The sequence below is a fragment of the Paenibacillus sp. 2TAF8 genome (genome assembly GCF_052114825.1).
In the GTDB taxonomy this organism is placed as follows: Bacteria; Bacillota; Bacilli; order Paenibacillales; family Paenibacillaceae; genus Paenibacillus.
This window is the reverse complement of record NZ_JBFRFN010000003.1, coordinates 202,865-216,933: the sequence shown is the minus strand read 5'-3', so window position 1 is coordinate 216,933 and position 14,069 is coordinate 202,865. Positions and strand designations below refer to the sequence as shown.

The 14,069-nt window shown below is 45.5% G+C and carries 13 protein-coding genes; 7 read left to right on the top strand and 6 right to left on the bottom strand.

Features of this window, described 5'->3' with window-relative positions:
• The first annotated feature begins 215 nt into the window (after positions 1-215).
• On the top strand, positions 216-473 hold the full coding sequence (locus AB4Z30_RS06770) for a GlsB/YeaQ/YmgE family stress response membrane protein (protein WP_090915436.1): 258 nt from the start codon (positions 216-218) through the stop codon (positions 471-473).
• Positions 474-695: 222 nt separating this feature from the next.
• Positions 696-1,211, top strand: coding sequence for a peptide-methionine (S)-S-oxide reductase MsrA (gene msrA, locus AB4Z30_RS06765; protein WP_441924583.1), 516 nt, complete (start codon positions 696-698; stop codon positions 1,209-1,211).
• Between the two features lie 78 nt (positions 1,212-1,289).
• Here the strand turns inward: msrA and AB4Z30_RS06760 are convergent, their stop codons facing one another.
• A complete protein-coding gene (locus AB4Z30_RS06760; protein WP_441924581.1) occupies positions 1,290-2,570 on the bottom strand; it encodes a hypothetical protein in 1,281 nt (426 codons plus the stop codon).
• A 242-nt stretch (positions 2,571-2,812) separates the two neighbouring features.
• Here AB4Z30_RS06760 and AB4Z30_RS06755 point away from each other — a divergent pair, with 242 nt between their 5' ends.
• Positions 2,813-3,403 (top strand): restriction endonuclease, encoded by a 591-nt coding sequence (locus AB4Z30_RS06755; protein WP_441924579.1) that lies wholly within the window; start codon positions 2,813-2,815, stop codon positions 3,401-3,403.
• A gap of 200 nt (positions 3,404-3,603) precedes the next feature.
• Here the strand turns inward: AB4Z30_RS06755 and AB4Z30_RS06750 are convergent, their stop codons facing one another.
• Positions 3,604-4,194: a hypothetical protein gene (locus tag AB4Z30_RS06750; protein WP_441924577.1), complete on the bottom strand. Its 591-nt coding sequence runs from the start codon at positions 4,192-4,194 to the stop codon at positions 3,604-3,606.
• Positions 4,195-4,630: 436 nt separating this feature from the next.
• Positions 4,631-6,277 (bottom strand): RNA polymerase sigma factor, encoded by a 1,647-nt coding sequence (locus tag AB4Z30_RS06745; protein WP_441924575.1) that lies wholly within the window; start codon positions 6,275-6,277, stop codon positions 4,631-4,633.
• A gap of 377 nt (positions 6,278-6,654) precedes the next feature.
• Between AB4Z30_RS06745 and AB4Z30_RS06740 the strand changes: the two genes are divergently transcribed.
• Positions 6,655-6,891, top strand: a complete 237-nt coding sequence (locus AB4Z30_RS06740; protein WP_441924573.1) for a hypothetical protein — start codon at positions 6,655-6,657, stop codon at positions 6,889-6,891.
• 122 nt (positions 6,892-7,013) lie between these two features.
• Here AB4Z30_RS06740 and fabV read toward each other — a convergent pair whose 3' ends face one another.
• Complete coding sequence (gene fabV / locus AB4Z30_RS06735; protein ID WP_441924571.1) at positions 7,014-8,210, bottom strand: enoyl-ACP reductase FabV; 1,197 nt, start codon at positions 8,208-8,210, stop codon at positions 7,014-7,016.
• A 385-nt stretch (positions 8,211-8,595) separates the two neighbouring features.
• Between fabV and AB4Z30_RS06730 the strand changes: the two genes are divergently transcribed.
• The 3 genes from AB4Z30_RS06730 to AB4Z30_RS06720 all read left to right on the top strand — a co-directional run bounded on the left by AB4Z30_RS06730 (position 8,596) and on the right by AB4Z30_RS06720 (position 12,336).
• Positions 8,596-9,879, top strand: a complete 1,284-nt coding sequence (locus AB4Z30_RS06730) for an XRE family transcriptional regulator (RefSeq protein WP_441924569.1) — start codon at positions 8,596-8,598, stop codon at positions 9,877-9,879.
• A gap of 1,093 nt (positions 9,880-10,972) precedes the next feature.
• Entirely contained in the window at positions 10,973-11,392 is a 420-nt protein-coding gene (locus AB4Z30_RS06725; RefSeq protein WP_441924567.1) for a hypothetical protein, read from the top strand.
• A 149-nt stretch (positions 11,393-11,541) separates the two neighbouring features.
• Positions 11,542-12,336 carry a hypothetical protein gene (locus AB4Z30_RS06720; protein WP_441924565.1) on the top strand — a complete coding sequence of 265 codons (795 nt, stop codon included), beginning with the start codon at positions 11,542-11,544 and terminating at the stop codon, positions 12,334-12,336.
• Between the two features lie 189 nt (positions 12,337-12,525).
• On the opposite strand, the gene AB4Z30_RS06715 is transcribed toward AB4Z30_RS06720, so the two are convergent.
• Together AB4Z30_RS06715 and AB4Z30_RS06710 are read right to left on the bottom strand one after the other, a co-directional pair.
• Complete coding sequence (locus AB4Z30_RS06715) at positions 12,526-13,185, bottom strand: hypothetical protein (RefSeq protein WP_441924563.1); 660 nt, start codon at positions 13,183-13,185, stop codon at positions 12,526-12,528.
• 62 nt (positions 13,186-13,247) lie between these two features.
• On the bottom strand, positions 13,248-14,066 hold the full coding sequence (locus AB4Z30_RS06710) for a class I SAM-dependent methyltransferase (RefSeq protein WP_441924559.1): 819 nt from the start codon (positions 14,064-14,066) through the stop codon (positions 13,248-13,250).
• Positions 14,067-14,069 lie beyond the last annotated feature (3 nt).

Here is a 14,069-nt window from a genome sequence, read left to right as displayed (position 1 = left end):
GACTTTCGGGAGGTACATATCGCACCCATGTGCTGATGAGATGCCGGAAAATGAAGCGGCCTGTTGTCATGGTCTCGCGGAGCGCCTGTTAGCAGAGAAGGAAGCATTTTGGACAATGGTAATATGCAACAATTTTCATGCCAGTTGTTTAAATGCCTTCGGAGCGGTTAATAGTAGTCAGACGCAACAAAAACTTTAAAATAGAGGTGAATGATATGGGTTGGTTATGGTCATTAATTATCGGTGGTATCATTGGTTGGCTCGCAGGTCTGATTGTTGGTCGTGACATCCCAGGCGGTATTATCGGTAATATCGTTGCTGGTTTTATCGGTGGATGGTTAGGTGGAGTCATTCTTGGAGACATGGGTCCTGAAATGGGCGGATTCCACATTGTACCGGCATTGATTGGTGCGATCGTGCTTGTAGCGATTGTCAGCTTGATCTTCCGTTCGATGGGACGAAGCCGCGGGTAAACTAAAGCGAGCGAGGGTCTTGTCACGAAGCTATGTCACAGCTGCAAGTTGTACAAACCATATGGTTATGAGTGCTTCCAAGTGAAGCTGAATGAAGAGGTTGATGAAGAGCCATTGCGGTGGCTTTCCATCAACCTCTTGTTGTTTTACAATGTAGGAATGAATGCGTGTCTGAGCCAATTGCTTTCATGATATTGTTTTATACTAGAGGAGTTGAAAGAGATGGAAAAAGCAACGTTTGCCGGCGGATGTTTCTGGTGTATGGTTACCCCTTTTGAGGAACAACCAGGCATCTACGGTATCGTATCCGGTTATACAGGTGGTCATGTCGAAAATCCGACATATGAGCAGGTGAAGACGGGAGAGACAGGGCATGTTGAAGTCGTTGAGATTACATTTGATCCAGATGTATTCCCTTACGAGCGCTTATTAGAATTATACTGGCCTCAGATTGATCCCACGGATGATGGAGGACAATTTCAGGATCGAGGATCGCAGTATCGTACCGCCATCTTTGTACACAATGATCGCCAGCGGCAGCTTGCCGAACAGTCCAAAAAAGATCTGGCGGCCAGCGGTAGATTCAATCAACCCATCGTGACCGAGATTCGGGATGCTGTAACCTTTTATCCTGCAGAAGATTACCATCAGGACTATCACAAGAAAAACGAGAAACATTACAAGGAAGACCGCGCACTGTCCGGCAGGGACGAATTCATTAACGAGAACTGGAAATAAAAAGAAGCCGGAGAGCACCGCGAGGAGCTGTTCCGGCTTTTTTTGGCTAATGATATGTCAGGTAAGAGGCAATAGTAATTATTTAACTGAAGAAGTCTTGAGTGCATACTTAGAAAGGGTTTCACCCTTCATCGAATAGATTACATCATTCAGATAAGTGGAGATGCTTTCTAATGAGGGAGCAGCAGCACTAACGGTGTACACGTGCACGTCTTCTAATGTCTGCGGATTAAGAATATATCCTGCTTTGGCAAAATCAAGCTGGTATTGCCCGTCTTGTGTCCGGTCAACATGCATGAGCACAGGCTGAGTATCCTTGAACATACGCTCTGTCACTTTGCCTTTCATTGTGTATAGCTCTAACTTGGAGCCAGTGAGCACAGTGTATCCATTACCCGCTGTTTGTATATACGCATCCCCAGCGATCGCACGTCCCCATGCAAGTTTGCCGTCCGAACCAAATCCCATCAAGCGATTGCCTGTGGATTCAAAGTTAGCACGCATCAGAACGGAACCATCGTCCAGAATGGCAAGAGATTCACCGCCGCCATCCCCTTGTGTATTGGCATCTGCCGGGAACTGATAGAAGGACAGGCGTGTTAACGAGGTATCGTAGATTTCAATTTTGGGATTGGCTGCGGGCTGCCAGAAGTTGCCTGACTTGACCTGTTTGCTTGCATCCACAACGATCCGTCCCTGACCTGCCTTGAGCACAGTCCCTGTCATTGCTTTCTCGGTCAACAACTTGCCTTTTGTGTCGTACAAAGAGAGCGTCGAGCGCACAGAGCCATTCGCTTGTACTCCCTGGCTTGTAGCAACCAGTAGATTATCGTTATCCATGAGCGAAATGCGCGCTGGCGAATTCAAGGTTTTCACCCAGTTGGTCTTGCCTGATGTATTAAACGAATATAATTTCTTGCTTTTATCCGAATACTCCATATAGACGTAAGCCGTACCATTGCTTGTATATAAGGAATTGGAATAAGTTGTATAAGGTCCGCTTTTCTCATGGAAAATCGTGCTCCACTTAAGCTGTCCTGTCTTTGCATCCAGTGCTTGTAACGAGTCAAGCTGCCAGTCCAGCGTTGTTTTGCTGCTCGTTTTCGTTACGGGTTGGGAAGTGTGCACATACACTAAATTTTTGGAGGGCACAGCGTAAATGTTCTTAATCATGACATCCTTCTCCGTATTAGCCTCGTTTAACATGAGGGAAGAGGAAGTCCATGCCGGTTTTGGCAAAGATTCTGTGGCTGCCGCCGCGTATCCTGTTGTTGTATTCATGTTCATGAGAAGCATGCCGCTGAGCAGAAGAACGGCCCATGTTGTAGACTTGCGTTTAGGATTGGTATAGGTATGCAAGTGATAAACCACCTTTCGTCTTCGGTCAAAAATAACACCGATTGTAGAATTCTACCATTGATTTCTAGTGGAATTCAACCGAACACGCTGTAACCTTTTTGCACATTGAATGTGTTAGTCCAATGTTAAGAGAGGTGAAACAGTTACAGGGAAGTCATTTTCTTTAGATGTGCAAGGAAGTTTGATATATTTAGTGCTGTAACACGAGATATGCGGAGTAATGAGGACAAGGAGAAACCGACATGAATTGGAGTGAAAACATCACCCTATGGGTTATCACAGGCATTGCCCTGTTGTTGTTACTGACCTGGGTTATTCGCCGGATCGTTTATCGAGGACAACGGATACGAAGTGAGGCGAACCCCCAGAAAATTACGATTAAGGATATCGATAAAATGGAGGATGGCTCAGAGTTTGAATTATATCTTTACAATCTGTTCGAGCAACTCGGTTATGACGAGGTCCACAAAACAACGAGCAGCCGTGATTTTGGAGCAGACCTTGTGTTTGTGGACAGATTGGGCAGACGTACGGTGGTRCAGGCTAAACGCTACGGTGCCAATCATCCTGTTGGTCTTAGCGCAGTGCAAGAAATTTATACCTCCATACGTTATTATGAGGCGGATCGATCCATTGTACTGACTTCTGCCCGGTACACGGAGGCTTGCCGCACGCTGGCTGCTGTGAATGAGGTAAAACTGCTGGATCGAGAGGACTTGATCGATCTGATTGCCCTGTTTAAGTCGCGCAGGCTGGACGAAGCGATGGAACTGATCGAAGAGCATGACCACGAACCCATTGAGACGTGGCAGTCTCGGCGCAAGCGATCTTGATGTCAAACGAGCCGGAGGGGAACCTTGTGGGCAAGGTTGAAGGCAGTGCAGGGTATGGGTGCTGGGCTGGAAACGTTACACCATTACATGGCGACGTGGGGTAGAAAACATGAACTATGATGAATCTATATACGTCATTTATAAAAAAAGCATCAACTCATACAAGAAAGAGTTGATGCTTTTTTTCAGATAAAAACTTATTATTTAGATACTTCAGTATCCGGAAGTAATTTTTTGAAAGCTGATTGGTCAAAATCATCGGCTTGAACAAGCCATTTGTCATTTTTGTTTACGAGTGTAAGAACTCCCTTCATGGGGACAACCTCTTTTTCACCATTTTCTTTCTCAAGCACGAGATCCAATGTGTAGTCCAAATCTACGTAATCCTCTAACTCTTGATAAACTGAGAATTTCATGTTCTCAGGCTTTATTGAAGCTTGTTGTTTTGAAGCGGCTCGTAGGACTAGTGATGTATGACTCAAGTGCACAGGTTCTTCTTCGAAATTTTTAGCGAAAAAGGGCTCCATTACCTCGTAGCGTTTAAGAAATTCTTCTTCAGATGGAGGATTTTCAGGAATATCACTAATCGTATATTCCTTCAATTTGAATTCCTCAGCTGCTTTGATGTATTTTTCAGTTAAATTTTCTTTATCTGAAGGATCTGTTGGATTCTTCACTTCAGTTCCTGGATTCTCAGTGACCGTTTGTTGTGGACTGGAATTTGAACTACAGCCTACCACTAAAATAGCTGATATTAAAGTTATTCCTAATATCCATGGTAACCTCTTCATTGTTGTTATATTCCTTTCTATTTTAGGATAACCCTACCATAATTAACGTATTGCACAAAGATTAGTTTCTATTTTTGGATCAAGAATATCCTAAAAAAAGAAGGAATTATAAGAACGAATGTCCCCTTTGATTGTTTTTCTCCATTGAATTTCTCTTTATATAGAGGGGGACATCATATCAGACTGACCTCATTAAGCTAACAGGCAGTTTTGAGGTAAAGAAGAAATCCGGCAGATATAACTGCGATTAAAACTACCCATGACGCACATGCGTCATGGGTAGTTTTTAATCATTTTCATACGTTCAGGAGGGGGCCGAGGTGAAATAACGATGTCCTAATTACTTCGTTGGACAGACAGAATGGAAAGACAGAGTTTTGTTTCAAATGGCCACCGCTCGGGAACGGCTATTCTTCATATACATTTCCGAACCCACTTACTTGACCGGTCCCATCCAGGTTGAAATCGTCTTCTGCTGGTGCGGCAACGGCGGTTTCAACTTCCCGTTATCGATCAAATGCTTCAAAATATAAGCGACTAGCCGGCCTCCTCCGGTGTTGCCTCTCACCATGTAAGCAAGCTGCGGCTCCAAATGTTTCGGCTGATTTTGCAGGAACAAGTTGAGCATTTTGTCGTAGAGCTTGCCGACAGCAGGCGCATACAGAGCGGATAAATCCGGCATTGCCTTGTTCAACCGATCCAACGTTTGCGGAGAGTCAATCCAAATCGCATTGAACTTGTACCCCTCCTGCGTCTTGCGGATGTACCCCTTCTCCAGCAGGAACGAATATTGCTCGGCGTTCTCTTCGTTGTCGGGCAGTTCCCCTTGTTGGAACGCATGACAAATCTCGACATTCCGGTATTCCAGGAAACGCCAATCCATCTCGCGGTCGCTCCAGTAAGTATTGAATTGCCATAAGTATAAGGGAGTGTCTTCGACATAGCGGAGCGACGGACCGAAGGTGACGTAACTACCCATATCAAAACCCGGATCGGCATAGTGGCTACGATTTAACGCCGCATAGGCAATATATTGACCTCCGTCCTTTCGTATTGGTGCGACCGCATCGAAGTTTTCGCCAGCCGGCATGCTCCGCCAAGATTGCTCCTCGATGTTCTTGGGTAGCAAGGTCCAAAGCAGGAAGTTATAGTCGCCTTCCGGAACGAACACTCCGCTATCCTCGATTTGACGGCGAACTTCCATTAACGCGTCAAAATGAACATCGGCCACTTCGGCGGCGCACTCTTGCCAAAATTGATGGCCGGCTACAGCCAACTCGAAGAGGTCCCAGATGATGGTATTGCTTTGATATTTGCCGGGAGAGGTTTGGATGAGAAAATTGTAATCGGCCAGATGCCGGACTTCGCCTTCCAACAAAGACGGCGGCATTCCCAGCTCCTCCGCGATTTGATGTACGGTACGCGCCTTGTGATAAGCCGCGTAAACGATATTTTGTGCCAAGGCACGTCCAAGAAAATCGTTGGTTTCGCCCAAACTGCCGGCCGAACCCGAATGGCCCATTTCCCCCATGCTGACCGGATTGACACTTAAAGTTCCTGTTGTACGCATACGTTTCATCCCTTTCCGTAACTTCTTTTTAGCCTCGCTCAAATGCCACTTCACCGTGCCTTCAGGAATGTTCAGAGCAATCGCGATATCGCTGATTTTAAGCTCTTCGTAGTAATGCATGACCACGATCCGGCGATGGATGTCGGACAGAAACGCGACTTCCCGGCGCAGCTCGCGTGAAGCTTCGGTTGCCAGCAACCGGTCAAGCGGCTCCCGGGAAGGGGCGGCAGACAGTTCGGACATACCGTTGATTTCGATCGCTTTGGGAGCGTGCGCACGCTTTTTCAACCAATTCACCCAAGTGTATCGGGCAACCGTCCAGACGTAAGCATCAAGGCTTCTAATGTCTCGCACCCCAGAGAAGGATTTCAACAACTGCAGCATAATTTCCTGAGCCAGATCCTCCGCCTCGGCCCGGTGCTTGACCCGGTTTAACGCAAAACCGAAAATCGGTTTGACATAGCTCCGAATCGCTTCCGCGGCTTCATTTCCGTTTTTACGAATTGAATCCATTTTTTCCTCCATATTTGCATCTGTAATTCCTGACAATTATATAGTGTTCCAGCAGAAATAAAGGTTGGGATTATTTTTTTGAAAATTTAACGTCCTACGAGATCACTCATACATATATAATACAAACACTATAAGTAGGTCACTTTAATGGTTAAAGAGACGTTATGGATTTTGTTAAACAAGTTTAAGATTATTTTAAATGTAAAAGCCTCACTCTTCTATCGACTTGTTGTATTTTTATCGGCTATGTAACGTTTTAATAGGGTTACAGCTACGTATACGGATGTATAAATGAGTTAGGGCTGGATGCATCTTCACTTGCTTCGCTGCACATGATATATTGAACGTATATCAACTGAAGGAGTGTGTATATTAATATGGCACGTACACAGACACAAAAGGCATTACGTAAAGCATCACGGTCTGGACTATGGACTCCCGAGCAAAGCCGGAGAGTGAATGGAGATTATGGGGTATTATCGCAGCATGTTCGCCTGACACCAACCAAGCAGGAAAAATTGCAAAAGGTCAAACACAAGAAGCAGATCATCCAGGATGGTGGTGCTTCTTTTTATTTTGCCTTCAAGCGGAGTGGGTCAGGAAAAAAGGTTTAATGAATTAAAGAAAACGAATGGACGAATGGATGATAGGAGAGAGGAATAAGTGCAAGACGCCTGAAAAATAAAAAAAGGAGAAGCAATGGAGCTCCTCCCTGAATGCAAAACAAGATTAAACTTTATGACTGAACGAGATGAGGTACTTCCACATTTGGATCCACATCAGCCTCATAATCGACGCCATCCGTTTCGAAACCAAACAGTTGGAAGAACTCGCGGCGATAACCTTCAAGATCGGACAGGTCATAGATATTCTCGGTTGTCAGCTCGTTCCAGATTTTCGCCACTTCCTCCTGTACGTCGGGTCTCATCTCCCAATCATCGATCCGAATGCGTCCTTGCTCATCTGTTGGCACTTCACCGCCAGCGTACAGACGATCCGCAAACAGCCGTTGCAGCTGTTCGATGCATCCTTCATGCAGTCCTTTTTCCTTCATCACTTTGTACAATGCGGAAATATACAGTGGCACAACTGGAATGGCCGAGCTGGATTGTGTAACAAGGGCTTTGGCTACAGTAACAAAAGCACGTCCTCCTGTTGCACTCAGTTGCTCATGCATTTTGCGTGCTGTTTCTTCCAGATGAGCCTTCGCTTGACCAATGGAGCCATCACGATAAATGGCATGTGTCAGTTCAGGGCCGATGTAAGAGAAGGCAATCGTTGTTGCATTGTCTGCGAGTACGCCGCCTTGCTTTAGTGCATCCATCCACAGTTCCCAGTCTTCGCCGCCCATGACGTTAACCGTCTGACGAATTTCTTCTTCTGTCGCTGTTTCGAGAGTCACTGAAGTGATCTCGCCAGTATGGAAATTGACGGTTTTGTTGGTGTATGCTTGTCCAAGCGGCTTCAGCACAGAGTTGAACACTTCACCTGTATTTGGATCGGTACGCCGTGCCGAAGCAACGCTGTAAACGACCAGATCCACTTGACCCAATTCGCTGCGAATCAGCTCAACAGCTTTGTCACGGGTTTCATTGGCAAAAGCATCACCAGTGATGCTGTAGGATTTCAGTCCTGCGGCATCCGCAGCCTTCTCAAATGCCGCGGAGTTATACCATCCAGCAGAAGCAGTTCGTTTATCGGTTGCACTCGAGGGGCGGTAAATACCAATTGTATTTGCGCCTGCTCCAAAAGCGGAAACGATGCGCGAAGCCAGTCCGTAACCTGTAGACGCGCCGATGACTAGCACGTTGCGTGGCCCCTGAATCTCTGGCTTGGATTTTACATAATTAATCTGCTCCTGCACTTGTGCTGCACAGCCGACAGGATGGGAAGTTGTACAAATAAAACCACGTGTTCTTGGTTTAATAATCATTATTGTGGCACCCTTTCGTGTTCAATTCATGTGTAACATTGGATTAATTTATCATGCTTTTTTCGTATATTGTACGTATACATCTCCCCTATTGTAAAACAATTACGTTCGAAACGGAAACCGTTTAGTCAATTTTGCTGGAAGGATAGTACGAGAGTGGCCATTCGGCTTTCATTTAGGGACGATCAGTTTAATAAGCATGAGAATGATGTAGTAGATGAGGAAGGTCGGATTCGCTATAATTAAAAGTTAGGCTTGATAGCAAATGAAGAATCGTACCATTGAGATGGCAGACTGGCTATAGAGAATAGAGAATAGAGAATAGAGAATAGAGAATAGAGATTAGAGAAAGAGAAGACCTTCATGATGAAAGGATAGACTTGTTATGCTGAAAGAACGGATCGAGTTTTTGAGCAAACGAAAACAAATCTCACGCAAAGACCTCGTAGAAGGTCTGGTTACGCAGGCACACTTCGCAAACATCCTGGCAGAGCGGTATCCGCTACCCGAGGATTTGGCGGAGAGTATTGCTGAGCGCTTGGGTGTAAGCTCCTCTTATTTGTTGCGGACAGCAGCGCAGGATGAACAGACATTGGCACGAGCAGAAACGATCTTTGTACAGCTGTCGGTTCCAGCCTCGGCGATCCCTGAGGAAACGGTACATGCTCTGGAGGATCGGGATGATTCACTTACGGTGGAACTGACGACTGCTTTGATGAAAGCAGTCTACTATCAGCAGTTAAATGACGCCGCTGCGCATGAATATATACATACATCGTATCTGAATTTTTATTTGGAAAAGTATGGTCGCCCGGATGACGTGCAGCTACCTGGGCCGCTTACGAAAGCTTTGCTATTTTACAAAATCCAATACTACCGATCCAAGCAGGCGTTTGTGGATGTGCTCACTCATGTGACAAGACTGAGCGCCCTGACGGAACCTGGAAGCGAGCTATGGCTGTCGACCCAAAATATTCAGATGGAGGCATATATCCATACCCGGCAGTATGAGGATGCAAAGCGCACATTTGAGCAGACGATGAAACATGTGTATGATCAGCGGTTGTTTCATCGTTTATCCAGTCTGTATGTGGCATACAGCGGGTATTGCTTTACGATGGGACTGTTGCAGGAAGCTTTGTCTGCATTGTCGATGGCTGAGGCGAATCTGGTCTACGCCGGAAATCAGGGAGATTTGGTGACGGCCATTGCGAACAATCGAATTGTCATGTTGACGATGTCAGGGGAGTTAGATCAGGCACAGACTGAGATTGAGCGTTTCGAAAAACTACTCGAGGCAGAAACGAAGGAGACACAGCAGGCGATGAAGCCGTTGCTTTTGGTGTATCGCTGTGAGGTTGCTTCTTCTCGGAAAAGTTGGGGCATGCTTGCGCAAAGTGTGGATCAACTGTTAAATTGTGCTGTCACTGAGGATCAGCGAATGAACGCGGTTTTTTATCAAAGTCAGCTGGCGCTGGCGCACGGGGAACAGGACACATTTATAACTCAAGCCCAGGCTTGTCTGCCGTATTTTGAGTCTGTGCAGCAACCGCTACGTTTGGAATCCCTATATGAAGGATTGGCTGTGGTGAGTGAGGATCAGCGGCGGTACAAAGAGGCGGCAGGGTATTATCGCAAGCTGGTGTATTTGCTACGGAGAACGAAGTAAAGGTTAGATTATAAGGCTAGCTGGGGCAGTTAGGTAAGGTAAGGTAAGGTAAGGTAAAGTAAGGTAGATGGATTGAAGTTTCGGTTTTGGTAAAACGGTGCAGGTACGAGGTGACCGGCTAAAAAAGCTTAGGAAGTAGAAGGATAAGATAGAACAGATAGAATAGGTCTGGAACGTTTTGTGTATCGGACCGTATCGGACCGCTTGGCTAGATGCAGTAATGTAAAAGGATATAGACTGTAGCAGGGCAAGATGAGGCAATGAGACAGGACAAGGCAAGCAAAAGTTGAAGTAAGAGTAAGAGTAAGAGCAAGAGTAGAAGTAGGACAAGCAAGAGTGTGTAAGCTAGAACTAGATAAGTTGGATAGGGCTAGACAGGGAGGTTTATTTTCTAACGATCACCAGCGATGCTATTTGGATGAATTTCAGCGTTTTTATATTCTAACGATCAGAGTGGAGCTTATTTTGGGAAATCAGTGTCAAAATGGACGTTTTTCTTGGTTTTTCAGTGTAATAAGGCCTCTGGTGATCGTTACAATTTCAGAAAGGCCTTTTTTGCCCAAATAAGCTTATCTGAGATCGTTAGAATAAATAAATGTGTGTTGCAAAGCTTCAACTTCTCAGTAGAATGTCTTAGGTGTGGAAGATATATTGTGAGTACGTCTTGAACGGGGAATGTATGCTGTAAGTGCGTTTTTATTGCGGAATGTTTGCTATAAGCGTGTCTTCAATGGGAGATGTGTGCTGTGAGTGCATCATGAATGTACGATGTTTGCTAGATAAGTATCTTTAATAAAGCTGAGATGCAGAGTGTGCATTCGTCTAAAATTAGGGATTTGACCACTCTGAGTAACTGTAATCAGAGCGGAGTAGCGAACATTTTCACAAAAATAAATGGTTTAATCCTCGCTGAGTCGGTTAGAACAATGTTTTTATTGCAGAAAGGCAAGTATAGCTACAAATAAATTGATGGAATGTTGTCTTTAGCAGGACATTTCCTCGGTTCTTTTGTATGTGTCCAGATATGTATTCATACGGGTTATGTTGTGTTTATAATTAATCATACCAATAAAAAACAAATGAGGTGTTTGAAATGATGGGATGGTTTACACGTAAAAATAAACAGGAAGATGCTGTTGCCAAAGCAGATCGCGTAATGAACAAAGGGCTTACGGGCATGATGATGAAAGGATTTGTACCCAAGGAACATCGGGATGCCATCAACCAAAGTTTGGACTCGGCTAAGCAGGCACAACTGGCTGCAAGCGGATCGCTGCCTCTGACAGCAACTGGAACCGTAATCAGTGTAACGGATACGGGGAAATTAATTAATTTTGATCCCATTGTGGTGCTTGTACTTGAAGTCACTGAAACGGGTGGTCGCACGTATCAGCGTACGATGGAAACACTGGTATCCAAGCTGCAGATTCCGCGTGTGGGTGATCGTGTCGGTTTGGGACAGCATCCGGCGAATCCTTCTGAACTGATCTATATGGGACTTCTTTCAGTTTAAGTTTAAATAAAGGTATTATTTGTTTGGAAATAATTATGTTTTTTAGTTTTTACATTACAGATAACAACGAAAAGGAAACATACGTAACAAGAAAGATACACAGTAAAAAAGGTTTATAGAGCATAAATTAGATAGATAGGGTGATAGAGATGAGTCGTTTTTTTAGAGTAATCGGTTTACTTATGGTGTTTGGGGCGGGTTTCTCCCCGGTAGTCGCTCAGTGGCTGTGGGATGATCCGTTTATGGTTATGCAGTCGTGGTGGTTTAAACCGATGATTTTTGGAGGCATTGGTTTGATGGTCATTGGATCTATATTCGGTACAAGTTTGGGACAGCGCAAGATTAAATCCGGATTGCCAGCAGTTGGTGTGATCCAAAGCATTCAGCAGACGGGCACTTATATTAATGAACAGCCGGAAGTGAAAATGATGCTGAAGGTGTCTCGCCAAGGCCGGGAAACGTATGATACCGAACTAAGAACCATTGTTCCTCTAACCTCGCTGTCCCAGTTTCAGCCGGGAGCAATTATCCCGCTTGTCGTTTCCGAGAAAGATGAGCGCAAAGTCGGGCTGGATCATCAAGGAACGGTGTCGCAAGAGCATATGCAGCAACTGTTGAATGAAAAAATGATGCAACAAGGTATAGCACCGGAGATGGTGGATATTGCGCGTACAGGAGAGAAGGGGTTCGCTAAAATTCTGGACGTTACCCCTATGGGAAGTGGACAGAATGGCAACATCAAGCTACAGCTTAAACTGAGTATTACGAAGCAAAATGGTGAAACCTTTGAGACGATAACGCAAAAAGAAATCCTGCCCTCTGCGATGTCGCAGGTGCAGCAGGGGCATATCATTAACGTATTTTATTTGCCACAGGATCCTTCCAAGGTTGCTCTTGCCCTTCAAGTGCAGGAGCAGCAGCTGAATCAACTCTTCTCGTCCTGATCTGCTCATTTTGATCTTCTTAACTTTAGCATCATTATAAAAAAGCTGTACAAAATAGCTGTACAAAATGGAACTGTAGTTCTCCCGGTTCCTTTCAGGAAATTAGAGTTGTATATTCGAGTGCCCTCCCCAAGTCAAGACAGATGATTAACGGGGAAGGTACTCTTTCTTTATATCCCTATAAGTAAGTTAAGAACGAGTGCTTGAAGGAGAGCGCATCAGCATTTCCCGGAAAGAGTGAAAAAGAGGCTGTGCATAGGATTCAAGCTGCTCCCGGCTGGTCTGTCCCTCTTCTGTTAATATATCGTGATCGAACCATACGACAGCATAATCCTTGTCATCTTTTGGTTTACTTGTATCCCAGCAGACAGGCCCCGCATGATCTTCATAGGAGGCAAATGGAATATATCCCGCCTTAATCAGTGATTCCGATGATGACCAGAGGTCACGTAATTCCCGCAGAGGGTAGTCCGAAGGTAGATTCGGTAATTCGATCATAAATCCCTCATAACGAAGATAGACATTCAGAACGTATCGGCTGCTCAGATAGGCAATATACAGCGAAGGCAGGGAGAAAGGTGAGCTATACGTATCCGAGCCAGGCTTAATATAACTAGCAGCTAATTCATTAATCTGATCTACCGTAACCTCAGAGTCCAGCATTCTCCAGTGAACCCATTCTTCTTCATCCACCTCACCATCCTGCATATCCGCAGGCACGCCATAGTCCTCTTCTTCCATTTTGGCCGGATGAGACATTAGAATATCCCGGTGAGGAGAATCGAAATATGTGTCAAGCCAGCTTTTGATGAAAAGTCGATCTCGTGCCAGTACCTCGTTGACAGTCAAAGTGGTCACAACCCTTCAAGATTCATAATCATTATATTTTTACATTCTGATATGCTTCTATTTTAAACGATGCCGATTCGCATGCGATAGGAGAACAGCACTTCTTTTGATTTTTCGTCAAAAACAAGCTCCGCCTGGCGTCTGAAGTCGTCTGCCAGGTCATTCAATTCTGTGGCGCCCAGCTTCAAAGCTGTCTGGAGTCCGCCCTGGCTTAGAGCCAGGTTGGCATAACGCTCAGCTGTGAATGGCTCCCAATGATGGAACACAATCTCCCGGCTGTAACGGAATAGCCTGGATTTTAGAATCTGTTGCAGATGGCCTTCTTTGCTCCATTTATGTGCTTGCTGATCTGTACTCGACAGACGTGATGCAAGTTCATCCGCAGTGCTCACCAGTTGCTGGTATGCTGCTTCAAGCGACCAGTCCAATACTGGAGGCCAGTCACAGTCGTAGGCAGCAAAAATACCACCTGGACGCAGCACCCGTGCGAACTCGCGCAAGGTGGATTCGGGCTCCATCCAGTGAAACGATTGGGAACACGTCAGAATATCTACGCTGTCATCAGGCAGGCCGAGGTCATGTGACATTCCCGCCGCGAAACGAAGTTGATCCGGTTTGCCTGCTGCCTCCCACTTGGCAATGCCTACGGAGCGCATATCCTCGCTCGGTTCCACACCGATTACTCGCTCGGCATGATCCAGCCAGATCCAGGTAGATAACCCTGTTCCGCAGCCGACATCAGCCACGAAGCGAGGCCTTTTGCCCAGATAATGAGTCAAAATATCAACGACTTCGCGGGGAGCGTAGGGTCTGTTTTGGTCATACAATGTGCCAAATCCTTTAAAGCGTTCCACGTTATTATGCCTGATCCGTTGATTCATGTG